Here is an 18,814-nt window from a genome sequence, read left to right as displayed (position 1 = left end):
TTTTCTGGTTGGATTAATTAGATATTTGCGATACTCACAAATGTAAAGCAGTTAAGGGCTAGTCTTAAAAGTTCTAAAATAGTCCCCTACGGGACGCCATACTACGCGTTACTTTGTAACAAGCTTCCTACTACGTTAACACTTCGTAGGACTATGTCGTATGGTTTGCAACCAGCTAAAAAATTAAAATCCACTCAAGCAGTCCTACTACGCACTGCTTTGCAGTTAGCTACGAATGACTACGTCGGATGGATTTTTTTTATGTGTAGTTTTTTGTCTCATGTGTATAAAACGAGGTCACTGTGAGTTTAGGGCTAACAATAATTTAGGCTATATTCGTACAAATATCTCTGATAAACAACGGTGGCCCATCATGACTCTTTTTAGAGCAATGAATAGAAGAACAAATAATTAGAAAATAAAACAACAATTGAGTCATTACTACTCCCATCTAATTACTTAGTTGGACGTGGAGTTGAAGGAGCTTTAGTGTCACCTTTATCTTGCTGTTTAGGCGAAGGAGTTGGAGGTGTTGGCACTTCTATTTTACAGAACAATCTTGGCGTAGCATCGATTGCTACTGTAGCTAGCAATGTGATTAGAAATAGTGACTTGTTTGTATTAGTCATTTTGGGCCCTTTTGGTTATCACTCGTTTGAGTGAGATTGGTAATATACTGCTTAGTGCTCCCCTTCAAAACACTCCACCTTTGATTGAATCATTATACGATAACATAACCAAACTTCAACAAGAGGTTTAGGTGTTTTTAATAAGATGTAATTATTTTATGAATAAAAAAACGTAAAAAATTATTTACTAAGAGTAAGTTTTGTACTTTATAAAAACATTTCTAAAAAACAAACCTGCGGTTTTTTAAGTCGCAGGCTTGTTTGAGCGCCCAGTATGGGCGCGTCCTATAGGGACTGTAAATAAATAACCATTACATTTGGGGCTGATGGTGTAGTTCCATTTTGCTGATGCACATACTTCATGGCAACGTGGTTTAAATGAAAATACTTAGGGATTACTCCGTCAGTATTTTCCTAAAAAATTTTGCTTTGCTTCTATTTCAGAGGCAATATTAAAATTTGTTCGACAAAAATTAAACAATCAACCACGAAAAATTTTAAACTTTTTTCACAACTTTAACTTTTTAGCCAATAATGTAAACTAGTAGGAATTATACATTAGTGTTGCACTGGTGAGTTGAATTCACCAAATAAATTAACAATGAGAAAATAACATAAGGAATCGGCAATGGTTGCGTATAAAAAGTTTTTTTCAGTATTCAGCATAATCTTTATAGCATTCTGTCTACAAACTTGTACAAATAATTCGCAAAAACTTGAAATACGCTTTATCGATTTTAACGATGAGCACGAGATCAATTCTTTGTACAGTTTTTTTTCAGATAAAGGAATAGAAGAGAGTTCTGAAGTTTCGATTGCTAAGATAAAAAATTATATAGACGAAAGCAAATATTATCTGAAAAAGTGTAAGTCTGAAAAGTATCATATTATCATTGCGAAAAAAGGTTATAAAATATATGGTGCAGCCATTTTTTTTCTTTTTAAAAATCATGATTTTTGGTTAAAAACTATCGTAGTCGATAAAAAATACAGGCGTCAAGGAGTAGCGACTGCTATGCTACAATTTTTACAAAAAATTCCATATATCGATACGATATATACCCATATAACATCAGACAACATAGCTATATGTGCATTACTGCAAAAATTGAAATTTTACTCATACTCAAATATCAGCATCATGAAAAAATCATCTGATGACTTTGATCAGTATCTCAATCATCAAAATTCATTCACCATCTATCCTCTCGACAAAAATAACGAGTTAGATGTGAATAAAATGTGTCAATTGTTTGACGATGCAGAAATTTATAAAAAATTAAATGGATATGAACCACAAGAGCTTAAAAATTCTTTGCTAACTCCTGAATATCAAGCTTTTTTGGCGCATGATAGTAAGGGACAAGTTTGTGGAGCTCTTGTGTACATTGTTCTTTCAGATGACAGTGTTTATAAAATAGAATATTTAGCTGTTCACAAAGATTATCGACGTCAAGGAATAGCTAAAACTCTTATTCAAGCAGTTCAGAAACTTGCTTTTGATAACGAAATTAAAACATTGCAAATTGCTGCACTTGTTGAAAATACTAATGCCTTACATTGCTATCAATCAATTGGTTTTGTTGAAAAACATGTATCGATGAAAATGAAAAGTATCTGATTTAATAAAAATGGCCCGTGTAAAACGAGCCATTTTTTATGAGAATGTTTTTTTAAGCTAGCATCCAAAAAACAACTACAGCATAAATAATATGTCCTGCTGTAAAAGTGATTATGGCATTAGTTCCATAGTTTGATGCAAAATATCCCATGCGAGGAAGTTTGCCTTTTGCAGCGCATGCATTAAAGCGGTCAAGCTGAGGTAAAAGGCAGCCAGAAATAATTGTATGAATGCAACCAGCAACAATTCCTGCATGAAGCGAAAGTGAAATTTGAAACATGCCGATGACAAAAACATACACAAGCGCTAAGACAGCAGATGCAAAAAGATGAAATGAAAATCCGGCAATAAAGTTGATCGTGCCTGATGATCGCTTTGTGAGCAGACAGCCCATGTAGGAAGTAAGATCTAGGGTGGTAAATTTTACCAGGTTTAAGATCATAGCAGCCATGCCCATGATAATTCCTGCAAGAATTCCAACTTTACAGATATAGATAATTTCGAACATTTTTTCTCCTTTTTTAGGACGTTTAGTTATAACTTTTGTACGGTAGTAAACATTATCGTAAATGTAAAGATGTCTCTATCGAAGCGTAAGTCATAATTCATGACAGACTATATCAATGAGATATTGAACTGTGTTACGAAAGATTTTCAGAAGTATTATCGTTTTAAGGAGTTTTTATGTTGTTTGCGAAAAATAATTTGGTGGGGTTACTGTCTTTTACCTCGCCACATAAAAAAAGTATTTTGTTGGCGTCCATCTATTCTGTCATCAACAAAGTGTGTGATATTATTCCAGAAATTTTAATGAGTGTTGCAATCGATGTTGTCGTAAGTCAAGAAAAGTCCGTTATTGCTCAGTTCGGAGTTTTAGATCCGATGTATCAATTGTATGTGGTGAGTGGTCTGATGGCAACCTTTTGGATATTGGAAGCAATTTTTGAGTATTTATATTATGTAACATGGCATGATCTAGCTCAAGAAATTCAACATGATTTACGTTTGCAAACATATCAAACGATGCAAGGCTTGGATCTGGAATATTTTGAAACTAAAACAACTGGTGGACTCTTGACTGTTGTTCAAGAGGATATTGCTCAAATAGGGACTTTTTTTAGCCAGATCCCGAATGAATTGATTCAATTAATGATAAGTACTATAGGTCTGGGAGCAGTGTTTCTGTATATTTCGCCCAAGGTTTTTTTGTTAACGTTGATACCGATTCCTTTCGTGATTTATATAGCCTATTATTTTCAACATAAATTAGCTCGATTGTATGAAAAATTGCGTCAGGCGTCAGGTAAGATTTCGAATCATACGATGTATCGTTTGCATGCTATTTCTGCGATAAAAAGTTATACGACTGAACAGTATGAATTAAAGCGTTTACATAATGAAAGTAATCATTTTAAAAAGATTTTTGGTGATTCAAGTAATGTTACGGCTTTGTATATTCCTTCGGTTCGCTTAGCTATTATGGTTGGATTTATTACAGCAATGATTGTTGGGGGACAACTTATATTGCAAGGATCTATTGAAATAAGTATGTATGCGATACTTATGTTTTTAATGCAGCGTTTTTTGTGGCCATTTACAACAGCATCACATATCGTAAATTCATATAAAAAAACAGTTACTTCTGCAAATCGTATTGTGGCTGTTTTGCATGCTAAACCAAAAATTATGAGCGGAACAGAATCGTTTTCTGTTAAAGATATGAAAGGAGAAGTTGTTTTTGAGAATATTGCTTTCTCATATCCTAACGGAGTGGAAGTTTTTAAAGATTTATCGTTTGATATTCCAGCGCAAACAACAGTGGGCTTTGTAGGAACAACGGGATCTGGAAAAAGTACTATCGTGCAATTATTATTACGGTTTTATGATATACAAAGTGGGTCTATTGCTATTGATGGCCGTGATATAAAAAATATGAAACTTGATGATTTACGAGAGTCGATCAGCCTTGTAAGTCAAAGTGTGTACATGGTTGATGGAACCATACAAGACAATATTTCCTATGGTACGTTTCAAGCATCACAAGATGATATAATCAAAGCTGCCCAAATGGCACAAGCACATGATTTTATTATGGAAATGCCGCAAGGATATCAAACAGTTTTGCATGAATATGGAAAAAATCTTTCAGGTGGTCAAAAACAAAGACTCTCCATTGCACGAGCCTTACTGAAAAAATCTCGTATCTTAGTTTTTGATGAAGCAACGTCAGCTCTTGATAATGAGACTGAATCTTTAATTTCAGAGTCAATGGATCGTTTAAGAAAAGATCATACGATTATTATTATTGCGCATCGTCTTTCAACCGTGCGGCAAGCAGATATTATTTTTGTTTTAGATAATGGCCAGATAGTAGAATCTGGATCTCATGACGAGTTGATGGAAAAAAATGGAGTCTATGCTCAATTGTGGAATGTATAAAAAGGATGATAGTTTATGAAAAATATGTGGCCTCCTCAAGATCAAGTATTGTGGTATCTCAAGCGTGAAGCACCAATGCCATTAGTTGCAGATATACATGTAGAAGTTGCAATCATTGGTGGTGGCATGGCGGGTCTGAGTGCTGCACTTGAGTGTGTCAAACAAGGGAAAAAGGTTGCAGTTTTAGAACAATTTTATTGTGGCTCTGGAGCAACGGGAAAAAGTTCTGGATTTATTACTCCAAATGCTGAACTTTCATTGACCGATTTTACAAAGCGATTTAGCCAGCAAGATGCGGCTAAAATATGGAATTTTATTAGTGGCGGCGTTGAAAATATCCGAAATAATATTGTGGACAATCAATTTGATTGTGGTTACGCGCCTGCTCGTTCACTTATGGTTGCTTCCAGCAAGAGTGTGCTTAAAGACTTTGCCATTGAGCATGAAAATTTACAAAAATTAGGATTTAAGTCAGAGCTGTATGATGCCAAAAAGGTTCATGAATATATTGGATCAACGGGTTATTTTGGTGGTTTAGCGTATGAAGATACTTTTGGGATTAATGCTTACGGCTACTGCCAAGAAATGAAAAAACACTTGCAGCTTTTAGGTGTGCTTATTTTTGAAGAAACACCTGTGACAAGCATTCATGATCACACAATCATTACTGGCCAAGCAAAAATTACTGCTGATTATATCATTGTATGTACCGATAGATTTACGCCAAAATTAAATATGCTTTCTCAGGATGTGTATCATGCTCAAAATTTTGTTATGGCATCGCAACAATTAACCGATGATCAGATTCATGCAATTTTTCCTAAAGAAAAACTGATGATTTGGGATAGTGAGCTGATTTATAATTATTTTCGCGTGACGGCAGATAACCGACTGTTGCTTGGCGGTGGAGATTTGTGGACAACTTATGCATCTAAAGAAACTCACAATCATGATTATATTGTTAAAAAATTAACCAATTCATTCCGTAAAAAATTTCCTCAAGTTGCTATCCAGTTTGAGTATGTGTGGCCAGGTTTGATAGGTATTTCAAAAGATATTGCTCCAATGGTAGGACCTGATAAAGATTTTAAACATATTTATTATGTTGCAGCGTGTGCAGGACTGCCAATTGCTGCGGCATTTGGAAAGTATAGCGCTCAGCATATGTTTGAAGGTCGAACAGATATGGATAGTTACGTTAGTCCATATCGTAGCTTTCCGATTGGTGGGAGATTACAGTCAGCTTTGGGCACAAAATTATCTTTTGCGTTGTGTAATGTGCTAAAACAAAATATCCCTTAAGGAGCTGGATCCTCTTAAGTTTTTCATAAAAATATAATACACTGAAAGAAAATCTATTTATCAACAAGGAGTTTTTATGGAACATGGACCGATAAAATTAGGCATGATCATTTTAATGCAACCAGATCTGCCAAAAGCTGTAGAGTTTTACAAAAAATTAGGAATTCCTCAAAAATTCCATCTTGAAGGAAAATGGGCGGAATTTGATCTTGGTTGTGTCAAAATTGGACTATGCCCAACAGATCAAGCGCAAGACAATATTCGCACAGGCGTTGTGTTTGAAGTGCTAGAAGATCTTCTAGCCTTGCACAAAAAGCTGCAAGCTGAAGGCGTGACGTTTGTAAACGAGCCAGTTGTAGCTCCACATGGAGTTATGGTTGGGATTAAAGACCCAGGAGGAAACGTTTTGGATCTGTACCAAGCAACTCCTGACAAACTTCAAGAGTTTGCACAGAAGGCTAAAGAAGCAAAATAAATAAGTTTTCACAAAAAGGGACCGCTGCAAAAGTGGTCCTTTTTCTTTATCTGTACACTTTTTCCTTGCCAGAAAGGCATTGAAGATTTTAGGGTTTAAGCTATAATTATAAGTGTGGAAGCCTGGATAAAAAGGCAGCCATAAACCACAGAAATTCGTTACATTTTATAAACAAAAGGGTGTTTATATGTTTGAAAAATTTCGGCCACTCGGTAACAATGTTTGGATTAAACGAATAGAAGAAGAAACTAAGACCGCTGGCGGACTTTATATACCCGATGCAGCTAAAGAAGAAACTCAAACTGGTAAAGTTATGGCAGTAGGGTGTGGTCTTAAAAATGACAAAGGTGATCTTATACCTATGCAAGTCAAGGTTGGTGATACTATCTTTTTTGGTAAATATGCAGGAACAAAGGCTGGGGAAAAGTTCTTAGTTCTTAAAGAAGATGACATTCTAGGTATTATCGAGTAATTGAAGAATTAAATTAGTAACCGTGAAGGGTTGTAAAGCATGGCAAAAAGAATCGTATTCGGGTCTCAGGCTCGATCAAAAATATTGGATGGGGTTAATATCCTAGCCAATGCGGTTAAAGTAACTCTCGGGCCCAAAGGCCGTAACGTAACGATCGAAAAATCATTTGGACCACCAGCTATAACTAAAGATGGTGTAACTGTAGCAAAAGAGATCGAATTAAAAGATAAGCTCGAAAATATGGGCGCTCAGATGGTTAAAGAAGTGGCAAGTCGCACAGCTGACGTAGCTGGTGATGGAACAACAACTGCAACTGTTTTGGCTCAAGCTATTTTTCAAGAAGGTAACAAATTCGTTACTGCGGGCGCAAACCCTATGGAATTAAAGCGTGGAATCGACAAAGCTGTTGAGGCGGTGGTCAAATCACTCAAAGCAATGGCAAAGCAAGTCACCAACAAAAAAGAAATTGAGCAAGTTGCTACAATTTCTGCAAACTACGACGTAGCTATTGGTCAAATAATTGCTGATGCAATGGAAAAAGTTGGCCAAGATGGTGTGATTACGGTTGAAGAAGCGAAAGGCACTGAAAACGAATTAATCGTTGTAGAAGGTCTACGATTTGATCGTGGATACTTGTCTCCTTACTTCGTGACTGATTCTGAAAAAATGGAAGCAGTCTTAAACGATCCATTGATTTTGTTGTGTGATAAAAAAATATCCAATATGAAGTCGCTTATTTCAATTCTTGAAAATGTAGCAAAAAATGGCAGATCACTTTTAATCATTGCTGAAGACCTTGAAGGCGAAGCGCTTGCAACACTCGTTGTAAACAAAATTCGCGGTACTTTAAAAGTAGCTGCGGTTAAAGCTCCTGGTTTTGGTGATCGTCGTAAAGAAATGCTTGAAGATATCGCAATTGTTACTGGCGGTGTTGTGATTTCTGAAGACAAAGGTATGAACCTTGATACAACAATGGAACAAGATTTAGGTCGTGCTAAAAAAGTAATATTGACCAAAGATGAATGCACCATTATTGAAGGTCTTGGATCTGAAGGTGCTATCAAAGGTCGTGTTGCTCAAATCAGAATGCAAATTGAAAATTGCACGTCAGAGTACGACTCTGAAAAGTTGCAAGAACGTTTAGCAAAGCTTGCTGGCGGAATTGCAGTGATCAAAGTTGGTGCTGCTACTGAAGTTGAAATGAAAGAGATCAAAGATCGTATCGATGATGCTTTAAGTGCAACAAGCGCAGCCGTTGAAGAAGGTATTGTAGTCGGTGGTGGTTGTGCATTACTTCATGCTCAAACAGCTTTAAATGATCTACAACTTTCTGGTGACGAAAAACTTGGTGCTCAAATTGTTCGTCGCGCTATCGAAGAACCGCTTCGCATTATCGCTTCAAACGCTGGTCATGAAGGTTCTGTAGTGGTTAACGCTATTGCTGGCTATACCGCTAAAACTGGAAACGACACTATTGACGCTGCTAATGTGAAAATGGGCTTTGATGCAAAAGAAGGCACATATGTAGATATGATTGCGGCAGGGATCATCGATCCTGTGAAAGTAACTCGTTGTGCATTGCAAAATGCAGCATCGATTGCTGGACTGCTACTGACAACTGAAGCAATGATTTGCGACATTGAAGAAGAGAAAAAAGATCATCCAATGCCTCCTATGGGTATGGGCGGTATGTCTGGGATGATGTAAGAAGCATAGTTACATAGAGTTTAAAAATAAAAAAAGAGAGAAGCTGGCATGGTGCTAGCTCCTCTCTTTTTGTGTAATTAATTAGGAAAGATTCATGAAAAAATTATTATTTTTATGTGTAGCTTTATTCACTTTTTCATCAGAAAAAGCAAATGGTTGCTGTAACAACGTTTTAAATGGCGTTGGACTTGGTGGATATTGGGAGTTGAGTGAAACTTATTATCCAAAAACTGTTAAATATTTTGATGCTTTACGCGTTAAGTATCCAGAAGCTTTAAAAAATATTCCAATTATTATTTGGAGTGGACCTTGTGCTGATAATGATACTATTTATTTTGCTCATAAATGGATTGAAGAATTAGAAAAGGGCAATAAATTTTATAAAGAAATGACTGAGTGGATTTTGCTGCATGAAGCTGGTCATATTCATAATTTAGATATTGTAAAATCACAAATTGCTTTGGCTAGTATGATTGTAGCGCCATATTTAATTGATGCTGTTGTGTCATCTCTTGATTTGTCATTGAATAATAGAAATAAAATAGCAGTTGGTAGTCTTGCTGTAGTTATGGCATCATATGTATCTATGATTTATATGCAGGCAACTAGAGAATATGCGGCAGATGATTTTGCTATGAAGCATTGCAGTAATCCACAAGCTTGGATCGCTGCTTATGAATTCTTAGATCGTTTTGCTCCGTTAGGATTTTTACCTGGTATTGCGCATTCATTTACTAAGTATCGTTTATCTCGAATTAAAGCAGAATTTAAAAATAAATTTGGCTACGAATTAGTAGTTGTTCCGCAAAGTGTTGATCCATCATATGATAAAGATGAGCCTGTTGCGGTGGTTGCTTAAAATTAGATAATTTAGAGTTTTAAAAATAAAAAAAGAGAGAAGCTGACAATGCACAGACTTCTCTCTTTTTGTTTGTTCAATTTTTACAAAGAAAAAGCCCTTGAGATTTCTCAAGGGCTTTTTTAATGAAATGATTTTTAGTTATTTAGTATCTGTAGAATAAACAGGAGTTATTGCCATTCCAGTAGATGATTGAATTGGAGTGCCATATACTCGAACAGGCAGAGGACGTGTTATTGCTTGCTGGATAAGCAAAGCATCGACTGTTTTAAAAGTTCCTGTTTTGCCAAAAAATTTTAAATCTTCGCGTTCTTGTTCTTGTGTACCAGATACGCGTATTCTTTTGCTTAATTCTGCATGTTCTAGATTATACATTTCTTCAGGTGATAATGTAGGTTCTGGTGTATTGCATGGTGCTGCAGTGCCAGAATAATTTTCAGGTGTATTGCATGGTGCAATAGCGCCAGGAGTAATTCTTTCAGGTGTATTGCTTGGTGCAGTAGCGCCAGAAAAATCTTTAGGTTCTTGAGCATCAGGTGAAATTTCAGAAGTATTCGGAGTTTGTTTAGCATCATATAGGGCAGAAGATGAAAGTCTTGCTGTTAATGAAGAAGATGAAGGATTTTGCTGCTCAGGAGAACTTCCATTTTGTGAAAAACGAAATGAACGATTGAGTGAATCATGTTGATTTGATACAGGTTTGTTGGACCATGCTGCGTAAGGAGGAGTGTCTGGATGAAAAGAAACTCCTTTTGGATTTTGGCTTGCTTGCGTCAAAGCTGTTGCAAAGACGATAGTCATTAAAAGCGATTTATTCATGAAATTAGTCCCTAATTGTTTGAAATTGAAAAAAATGGTTTTACAAAAAGTATACCAATGTTTTTCTATTTGTCGAATTCGCACTTTTTTAAACGAATATGTTGCCAAGACTTGATAGGCTGCGTTTATACGAAAATCATTTAATTTTTAAAATGTGAATCCAGCCTTAGCCCATCCTCCCCACAAACATAAAGCTGCGTTATTTTGGGAAGCTTCAATAAATAATCCTAGGTTGGCAAATAAATCACGTTTTACGCCTTTGTTTCCATATCCAATGCTTGCAAATCCTCGATGAGTAATGGTTGGACGCATGCCGCCAGAAAATCTATCAAGATCTCGAATATCGATATATTTATTTTGTTGTACAAACGTTGCTGTAGGGCAGCAATATGATTGTCCATCTGGTGCCGCAACAAAATTAATGGTACTTTCACTTGCTGTCTGTCCGAGTTCTGTGAGTGAAAGAGCTTCTACGGCGCCAGTAGTAGAATTGATTTTTGCTAAAACGCCATCTTCATTAATAAATGCGATACCATATCGACCGTCTTCCCATCTGTATTTGTCATCGCCAGCTTTTGGTTCTGGTGTTAAAACTTCACTACCATGTGACCAAAGTTCATATCCAATTTCACCCATGCTATCGTGATATTTAAACCTAAAGCCTGTTGCGAAGTTGACAATATTGAAAGGTTCAACGCGTGATCGAAGCGTTAAAGCATTCATAGCGGGAACAGTTTCATTTTTGTGGCGATCATAAAGTTTCATGTAGCGAGAGTATGGTTTATCTTTCAGGTCATATGTTCGCAGTTGGTGATTACGCATTAAAAAGTTATTGCTGAAATCAAAAAAGAATAAAATACGAGAAATTGCATTATCTGATTTTTTGCAAATAGGAAATTGGAAAAGTGCTTGCGCATTGATAACAAAGTGAGAATTAAATCCTTGTATTGGTAAAAATAGTGCGCCATTACAGTCTTGTTCAACTAAAGGAACGATAAGTCCTGTGCTGGAAATAATATGTAGATCATCTTCTGTTATATATTTTGTTCCAAGTGAAATTTGAGCTTGGGTAAGTCTGGTAGAAGAGTGATTGCATTCTAGAATTTTTGCGAATTGAAAGCTTGGTTGGCTAAAAGCTTTAGCTACATCTGCTTTTCCTTTAAATCCAATATTATTTTCTATCCATGTTATTGGTATTGCTATATCAATAAACCAGCTGTGAAAGAATTTGTTTTCAAACATTGGCTTAAGGTCTTGAAGTATTTCAATCATGACACTTGCTTGGCGTTGACGTGGTTGCAGAGTGAATGTTGAACCGTGGGTACTTGTTACACCAATCCATTGGCCTAAAATATCTCTGCCAAACGATGGAACGGTATATTGACCTAATGTTGGATCGATAACCATTTGTCCTTGCGGGGTAGTTGTGAAATTGTTTGATGGACTTCCTGCTGCAACAACTAATTCTTTTTTTCCGTTGAATAAAAAGTATGCAGGATTTTCTAAGTTATCATAAGATTGAGCGTAGATTGGACATATTTGAAACGTCATACCTTTTTTTGGAGCTTGGTATTTATAAGCAAAGTCGTTCCAAGATGTTTGATTAATGCCGATAGAATCAAATACAGGTCGTGTCAACATGAACATGTGATTGGTGTAATCTCTGAGCGCAAAGCTGTTTTCATGGCAAAAGATGACACACAAAAAGGCAATAATTTTATATTTCATTCTACGTTCCTTTCTCCAAGGTTGTTCTGTCTTTGCTTGTACCATATCATATAACTTTATTTTTGATAATTTTAAAAATCAATCTGTTTTTGTACCCATTACTTTTATGCAAGATATTGTCATTGTTTTTACTATTTTTTTATATTACTTTGGTGCTAAGCAAACGACCTCTGACAACCTTACTTTGAAAGTTACTCTATGATGAAAAATTCTTTTTTCAAAATCTTTTTGTTCTTAACTTTTTTTTGTTGTGAAGGATATGTTTTTTCACAAAAACAAAACAGTAAAAACTCTAAAAAAACTGATTATGTATTTAAGGTTGGACCGCTTAATGCTTCAAAAAAATGCACAGAAAATTTTTTACAAAATCATCCATTACTTTCTGTAAGCATTCTTGCATCCTCTCTTGGAGTTTGTTTGTATCCCGATAAAATTCAAGAGCATCGAGGAAAACTTTTTATAGGAAGTTTGGCAACACTAGCAATAATGTATTACAAAAAAGAAAGAGTTTTAGACAGCATTTGCCAGCCTGATTTTGATGATGATCTAGAAGAAATGATAGGTGGGTATGATGATAATTATGCTGCGTTTTCACAGTCTGGTTCTCGAATTTATTATCCTGGTGAAATCCTTACTACTTTTAAAGATGTGGCTGGACTTGAAACGGCAAAAGAAGATTTGTCTGATATTTTAATGTTTCTAAAAAATCAAAAAAAGTTTACCGATATTGGTGCGCTTGTTCCTAAAGGTGTTTTACTTTCGGGAGCTCCTGGAAATGGAAAAACACTTTTAGCTAGAGCTCTAGCAGGTGAAGCGCAATGTCCATTTTTATATATCAACGCATCTGAATTTATTGAAGCTATCGTTGGAGTTGGTGCTGCGCGAATTCGTCATTTATTTGCAGTGGCAAAAGAACTTGCTCCATGCATTATTTTTATCGATGAAATTGATGCAATAGGGCGGACGCGGTCACCTCACGGATCTGGTGTTGAAGCAGAATTAGCTCAATCATTGAATCAATTACTTGCTGAAATGGATGGATTTGAACAACAAGAAAATCCAGTTATTGTTATAGGAGCAACTAATCGCGTTGACGTGCTTGACGGCGCATTGCTGCGACCAGGACGATTTGACAGAAAAGTTACAATTCATGCGCCATTTGTTCAAGATCGCAGCAAAATTTTAAAAGTTCATTTGAAAAAAATAAAATCATCAAAAGATATTGATGTGTATAAAATTGCGATAGGGACACCAGGGTTTTCGGGAGCAGAGTTAAAGCAGCTTGTTAACGAAGCAGCCATTATTGCAATTCGTGAAGGCAAAACAATAGTCACCATGGATCACTTTGATCAAGCACGAGATTACATGCTGTTGGGCCGTGAAACAAAAGGTATGGATATATCGAAAAAAGAACTATGGCAAACAGCAGTCCATGAAGCTGGACATGCTTTAGCCTGCGTGTTTCAAAAAGATGCTGCTCCTTTGTACAAAGTTACCATTACGCCGCGTGGCGGAGCTCTTGGTTTGACGTTTAGCATGGATAAAGAAAGGTATCATTGCAGTGAGGCTGATATTCGAGCAGAAATCATTGTGCTGCTTGGTGGAAGCGTGGCAGAAGAAATTATGTATGCTGGTCGAGGCGCTGGAGCATTGTCTGATTTACAGAAAGCTCGCGAGCTCGCAACCAACATGGTGATGCGATTTGGTATGACGCAGGAATTTAAAGACGTAACGTTTGATGAGTTTATATACGATCAAGTTCATTTACCTAATGATATTGCAACCAGCTTGCATAAAGCGGTAGCAAAAATCATTGACGAATGTCGAACTGTTGCATGGCAAATTGTAACTGATCATAAAGCGCAGTTAGAGCAGTTAGTTGAAATGCTTCTTAAAGATGGCACGGTATTTGGCAGCGATGTGTATTTACTTTGTGGCGCTCTGCAGCCAGATATTTCATATTCACTGGGTGAATAAAATTTTTCTGAAATTAAAATTTCCCAACACTTTTATCGAAGGGCTGGTTTACTTACGTAATTTAAATTCGCTTTCACGCCTACCATTACGTGATTTATTCACGTAATCCATGCCTTCTTCTTTGTGGATACCGCGAATTAATCGCGGTATGGTAGAGAGTGGGAGAGGGTTTCAGAAGAGGTCTAATAATTTTTTTTCAACTATAAAGACATACTTTTTGTTTGTTCATGTAAAATCATACATTCTGCAAGTTCTTTAAAAAGTGGCGCAGTAATCATAGAAGCATAGGTTGCTCGTTTTGAATCTTTAACGTAGCAAACAATAACTCGTTGATAGTTATCTTTTTGTATAGCTCCAATAAATGTGTAGAGATGTCGATTATCATCATATTTACCATTGATTAAAATATTAGCTGTTCCTGTTTTACCAAGTATTTTGTAACCAGCAATTTGAGCACGTGTACCACTACCTGTTTGTACCGTAGCTTCAAGAACTGTTAAAACATCATCTAAAGTTTTTTGAGAAACCAATGGTCCTGTTTTTTCTACGGTGTCGTCTTTTATTAATTTTGGCGTAACTAAATAGCCACCATTGATAAGCAAGCTAAATGCGCGTGCAAGCTGCAGAAGAGAGGTGGTAATTTCATATCCGTATGAAAGTGATTGAATGGAGTAAGCAGACCAATTTGATGGATGATTTACAAAACCTTTTTGCTCTCCTGGAAAATTAAGGCCAGTTGACTGTCCAAATCCGAGTAATTTATAATAATCGTATAAATCAGCTCCAAGGCGTTTGGCAATTTTAACTGTTCCTATGTTGTTTGAATATTTTAACACTTCAAGAAATGAAATTTTTCCATGTGGCTGTATGGTTCTAATGCGTAAGTGATCGAGTCTTGTCTCTTTAGTATCTTCACAGTCAATAATTTCATCAAGAGCAGTAACTCCTTCTTGAAGAGCTGCAAGTGCCATAAAGACTTTTAAAACAGAACCACTTTCAAAGCAGTTGGTGATAGGTCTATTTTTCGTAGTTTCCATATCTAAAATTTTGGTGTTGTTTGGGTCGAAATGTGGATATGAAACAACGGCAAGTATTTCTCCGGTTTGTGGATCCATAGCTAAAGCACCAGCTTCCTGAGAGCCATAGCGCTCAACTGCTTCGTTTAAAATGGTCTGCATTTTAAATTGAATGTCAGCATCAATGGTAAGCGTTATCGATTGGCCGTCAGCGCCTTGCTCTTTTGTTTCTTTTGAAAAATAAAAATGATGTGACTTGGCATCTTTTTTTAAATTGAATGTGGTTGGAGTGCCTGCAAGTTGTTTGTTATATTGGCTTTCAATGCCGAATAAACCATTGTTATCAACGTCGGTGATACCTACAACGGTGCCCAGTGATTCGTAGGGATAAAATCTGCTTGATTCGTTGAGTAAATTAATATCTGTAAGATCTGCTTTTTCAATAGTAGCTATTTCTTCTGGAGTTAAATTTCGTTTGATAAACATGAAGTTTTTGGTACGAGATGACGGAAGCCGCTCGAAAGCTTGAGGAAAATGTTTTTGAAGGAAAGCAAAAAGCTCATCCGGCTTGGTTAGAGTTTTAGGCAAAATAAATGCGGCAACGCTGTCTTTATTAATCGCTACCGGATTATTGTTTCTATCGTAAATGTAAGCGCGCTGTGGGAGTGTTTGCAGGGTGATGTTGTACTGTTTATCGCCCAAGTTTTTAAAGAAAGAAGTTTGTCGAATTTGAATGAAATATAAATTTAAAATGATCATGCCATAGAGCAAAAAGAAGACAATAATCACGGTAAAAAATCTGAGATAATTATTATGTGTCGAATCCATTATTGCCCCCTAAACTTGTTTCTCAGAAATATTTTTCTCTACTCTTCGTCCTCGGGCTTGACTCCAGACTTCGCCAAGGCTTCGTCGGACTTGCGCCGGGGATCCAGCGTTAGAAATCTCATGATCATTTGTTTGCGCGCAAACGGTCTTTGCTTCTTTAAGTTTGATAGCGCTCATCTTTAAATTATTTTTTGCAAATGTTTGTATCGACGACAGTTGTTGTCCCTTGTGGTACTGCAACGTCAGCATTTTTTTTTGTTGTAGCAAAATCTCTTTTTGCTCAGTGAGCTGTTGATTTTCATACAACAATTTTATAATTTTGTTTTGCTTGTGTATCAATAAAAAAATGATAATCAAATTGATACACACGGCAAGTAAAAGCAATGTTTTATTTTTCATACTCGCAGCTTACACAAAAAAATTATAAATAAGCAAATCGACGTTAGTCGTCCTCTAGAAAGCCTGCTCCATATTTAAATGCATTTGAGTCAATTCTTTTTTGAATCGCTTGCTTGGGTTCAATTTGATACCGAAATCAACCTGAAGAGGCGTTGGTGATTTGATACGAATACCAATACCAACACTATGGCGATAGAAGAAATTGTTATTTATGAATTCTTTTTCAAAACATAAACCCTCTTTTTTTGCAGCAATTGAGAATTCATCACGGTAAGGAGTATCCCAACCAGCACCACCATCGTAGAAAATAACTCCGCGAGTACTTAAATTTGATGAAAGAGGAACAATAAATTCTACGTTAACGTTAAATGCTTTTGTTGCACCAAGTGAGCTGTCTCTCCAGTTAGGTCCAACTTGTCCGTAGGTGTAACCACGAATAGTTTTAGGTCCCCCTACATGGTACAGCTGCTTCCATGGAACATCTTTTCCTTTAAATGGATGGAGATATCCGACATTTCCATGAACGCCAAGTACTAGATCGTGTTCGTTAATAAGTGGTGTATACCATGAAATATCGAATTCTGTTTTAAAATAATTGAATTGAGGGTTTAACGGGGTTGCTACTTGTTCACATTTTAAAGGATGCTGAGCTTCTTCACATTGTGTTGATCCTGGAACAGTAATCTGTGCTATCCATTGCCATTGATGTCCGTGCGTGACGAATGCAACACCGTTACGTTGATCTTGGCTAAATGTTGTAATAAATGAAAGTTGATTTCCTGTTTGGAAGTTTTTATCAAGGAGTAATTGCGCAATGACCATATCGCCAGCACCAAGTCGTTTTGCTGCTTTGATTTTGTTTTCATAAATAATTCGTTCAATGTTAACTTCACTATTTACCGAAACTCCACCGAGAAGTTTACTGAAGTAACCAAGTCCAAGCACGCCGCCGATGGCACGTTCAAGTGGTGCATTTTCAGCGATAGAAATTTCATCATCATATTCAGAAGATTTAATAAATCCGTTTACTGTTCCTCGAATAGGTCTGTCAAAGATCCAAGGATTGCTTGCAGATGCCATAAACGCACGATATTTTTTTGAAATTTCAGCAGAGGTTGCAAACGCAAAACCTGAGCCCATAAAGTTTCGATCTCCGCAACCAACTGAAAAGCTGAGCCCTGTTTGAGGAGTAGATCGTGAAGTTGGTGATCCACCAAAACTTAAGTTTGCGTTAAAGTGACCAGTTTTTACTTCGTTAACAATAAGGTCTAAATCAGCATGAGTATCATCAATTCGAATTGTTTTCCAGTTAACGCCGCCTTTTGAATCAAAGTAGTTCAAGAGTCCAACGCATGCTTTGGAAAGTTCCATTTTTTGATTGGTGATTAAAGCGCCTTCATCAAGTAAAATTTGTCGTCTAATAACTTTATCACGTGTTTTTTTGTTTCCACGAATGGTAAGACGATTTAAGTATACTTGTTCTTTTAAATCAGAGTTGAAAGAAACTGATACGGTTTTATTCTCGTCATTAATATCGATACTTGGTTCAATATCTGCAAAGAGATAACCATGCTCTCCCCAGATCATACGGAGATTTTCCAGAGCGGTACGAATATTTTCTAGTGAATAAATTTGACCTTCGCGCAGAGGGATTATTTCTCTCAGGCGTTGCTCCGTTACTAAATGATTACCTTCGATATTTACATCTTTAATGGTGTATCTATCGCCTTCTTGAATGATGTAGGTGATATGATAATCATTTAAAGCAGGGTCTTGATGAACTTGTACGTCAGTAACTTTTGCATTTACAAAACCATTGTTTTTGTAAATTTCTTCGATCATGTATTTGTCACCCTCACACATTTCAGGACTGTATGTTCCTGAATGATCAAGCAGACCTCCAATCCAATCTTCTTTAGAAAAGATAACTCGTTTGAGTTTTTTGCTTGGAATTTGTTTATTTCCTTTAAAAGAAATTCTGTTCAGGTAAGATTTTTTACCTTCTTTAATGGTAAATTCTGCAGACACTTTACCATCATCACTATGTATAAGTTGACCAGTAATGTTGACGTGATGATAATTCTTTTTTCGATAAAATTTCTTTATTTTTGCAATAAGAGCTTTGAGTTCTTCTTGCTCAAGAGCGACTATTTTGTCAGATTTTAATTCTTCTTTTAACTCTTTTTCAGAGAAAGCTTTGTTGCCGACAAAAGTTACTTCATGCAGCTTTGGTTTTTCTTGAACAACAATGTGCAGATCAATTTCACCCGACTCAAGTGTTTCGCCGTAAATTTGTATTTGGTGAAATAAACCAAGGTTATACAAATTTTTAATCATTGTTGCTGTATAATTTACGTTAAATTCATCACCGACTTTTAAAGGTAAACGGTTGATGATTGAATCTTTTGAAATAGCAAGGTTACCAGAAACATGAATGTCTCTGATTTTTCGATGTGATTCATGTAGCTCAAGTCGCTGAGCATAATCAATTGCTTGGGGGAATGTTTGTATGGTAGGTTTTTTTGCTTGGGGATTTTTTTTGT

Annotated in this window: 15 protein-coding genes; 8 read left to right on the top strand and 7 right to left on the bottom strand. The window is 36.2% G+C overall.

Annotated elements, in window-relative coordinates; genetic code table 11:
- Nucleotides 1–455 precede the first annotated feature (455 nt).
- Nucleotides 456–629 (bottom strand): hypothetical protein, encoded by a 174-nt coding sequence (locus tag WC747_04985; protein MFA5999345.1) that lies wholly within the window; start codon nt 627–629, stop codon nt 456–458.
- A gap of 628 nt (nt 630–1,257) precedes the next feature.
- Here WC747_04985 and WC747_04980 point away from each other — a divergent pair.
- Nucleotides 1,258–2,250, top strand: coding sequence for a GNAT family N-acetyltransferase (locus WC747_04980; protein ID MFA5999344.1), 993 nt, complete (start codon nt 1,258–1,260; stop codon nt 2,248–2,250).
- A 52-nt stretch (nt 2,251–2,302) separates the two neighbouring features.
- Here the strand turns inward: WC747_04980 and WC747_04975 are convergent, their stop codons facing one another.
- Nucleotides 2,303–2,758 (bottom strand): hypothetical protein, encoded by a 456-nt coding sequence (locus WC747_04975; protein ID MFA5999343.1) that lies wholly within the window; start codon nt 2,756–2,758, stop codon nt 2,303–2,305.
- A 176-nt stretch (nt 2,759–2,934) separates the two neighbouring features.
- On the opposite strand from WC747_04975, the gene WC747_04970 reads away from it, so the two are divergent.
- The 6 genes from WC747_04970 (at nt 2,935) to WC747_04945 (ending at nt 9,504) form a co-directional block, all read left to right on the top strand.
- Nucleotides 2,935–4,689 (top strand): ABC transporter ATP-binding protein, encoded by a 1,755-nt coding sequence (locus WC747_04970; protein ID MFA5999342.1) that lies wholly within the window; start codon nt 2,935–2,937, stop codon nt 4,687–4,689.
- Between the two features lie 15 nt (nt 4,690–4,704).
- Nucleotides 4,705–5,991 carry an FAD-binding oxidoreductase gene (locus tag WC747_04965; protein MFA5999341.1) on the top strand — a complete coding sequence of 429 codons (1,287 nt, stop codon included), beginning with the start codon at nt 4,705–4,707 and terminating at the stop codon, nt 5,989–5,991.
- A 76-nt stretch (nt 5,992–6,067) separates the two neighbouring features.
- Nucleotides 6,068–6,466, top strand: coding sequence for a VOC family protein (locus tag WC747_04960; GenBank protein MFA5999340.1), 399 nt, complete (start codon nt 6,068–6,070; stop codon nt 6,464–6,466).
- Between the two features lie 187 nt (nt 6,467–6,653).
- Nucleotides 6,654–6,938, top strand: coding sequence for a co-chaperone GroES (locus WC747_04955; protein ID MFA5999339.1), 285 nt, complete (start codon nt 6,654–6,656; stop codon nt 6,936–6,938).
- Nucleotides 6,939–6,977: 39 nt separating this feature from the next.
- On the top strand, nt 6,978–8,645 hold the full coding sequence (gene groL / locus WC747_04950) for a chaperonin GroEL (protein ID MFA5999338.1): 1,668 nt from the start codon (nt 6,978–6,980) through the stop codon (nt 8,643–8,645).
- Nucleotides 8,646–8,739: 94 nt separating this feature from the next.
- A complete protein-coding gene (locus WC747_04945) occupies nt 8,740–9,504 on the top strand; it encodes a M48 family metalloprotease (GenBank protein ID MFA5999337.1) in 765 nt (254 codons plus the stop codon).
- Nucleotides 9,505–9,645: 141 nt separating this feature from the next.
- Here the strand turns inward: WC747_04945 and WC747_04940 are convergent, their stop codons facing one another.
- Together WC747_04940 and WC747_04935 are read right to left on the bottom strand one after the other, a co-directional pair.
- Complete coding sequence (locus tag WC747_04940; GenBank protein MFA5999336.1) at nt 9,646–10,323, bottom strand: hypothetical protein; 678 nt, start codon at nt 10,321–10,323, stop codon at nt 9,646–9,648.
- 147 nt (nt 10,324–10,470) lie between these two features.
- Entirely contained in the window at nt 10,471–12,051 is a 1,581-nt protein-coding gene (locus WC747_04935) for a hypothetical protein (GenBank protein ID MFA5999335.1), read from the bottom strand.
- Nucleotides 12,052–12,249: 198 nt separating this feature from the next.
- On the opposite strand from WC747_04935, the gene WC747_04930 reads away from it, so the two are divergent.
- Nucleotides 12,250–14,028 carry an AAA family ATPase gene (locus tag WC747_04930; protein MFA5999334.1) on the top strand — a complete coding sequence of 593 codons (1,779 nt, stop codon included), beginning with the start codon at nt 12,250–12,252 and terminating at the stop codon, nt 14,026–14,028.
- Nucleotides 14,029–14,228: 200 nt separating this feature from the next.
- Here WC747_04930 and WC747_04925 read toward each other — a convergent pair whose 3' ends face one another.
- From WC747_04925 to bamA, 3 genes are all read right to left on the bottom strand, one after another.
- A complete protein-coding gene (locus WC747_04925) occupies nt 14,229–15,872 on the bottom strand; it encodes a penicillin-binding protein 2 (GenBank protein ID MFA5999333.1) in 1,644 nt (547 codons plus the stop codon).
- A 9-nt stretch (nt 15,873–15,881) separates the two neighbouring features.
- Entirely contained in the window at nt 15,882–16,271 is a 390-nt protein-coding gene (locus tag WC747_04920; GenBank protein MFA5999332.1) for a cell division protein FtsL, read from the bottom strand.
- A gap of 54 nt (nt 16,272–16,325) precedes the next feature.
- The coding region (gene bamA / locus WC747_04915) for an outer membrane protein assembly factor BamA (GenBank protein ID MFA5999331.1) at nt 16,326–18,814 on the bottom strand (2,489 nt) is incomplete at its 5' end.

The sequence above is a fragment of the Candidatus Babeliales bacterium genome (genome assembly GCA_041660205.1).
Lineage (GTDB): Bacteria > Babelota > Babeliae > Babelales > Chromulinivoraceae > JACPFN01.
The sequence above is the reverse complement of the archived record's forward strand: the minus strand, read 5'-3'. Positions and strand labels throughout refer to the sequence as shown.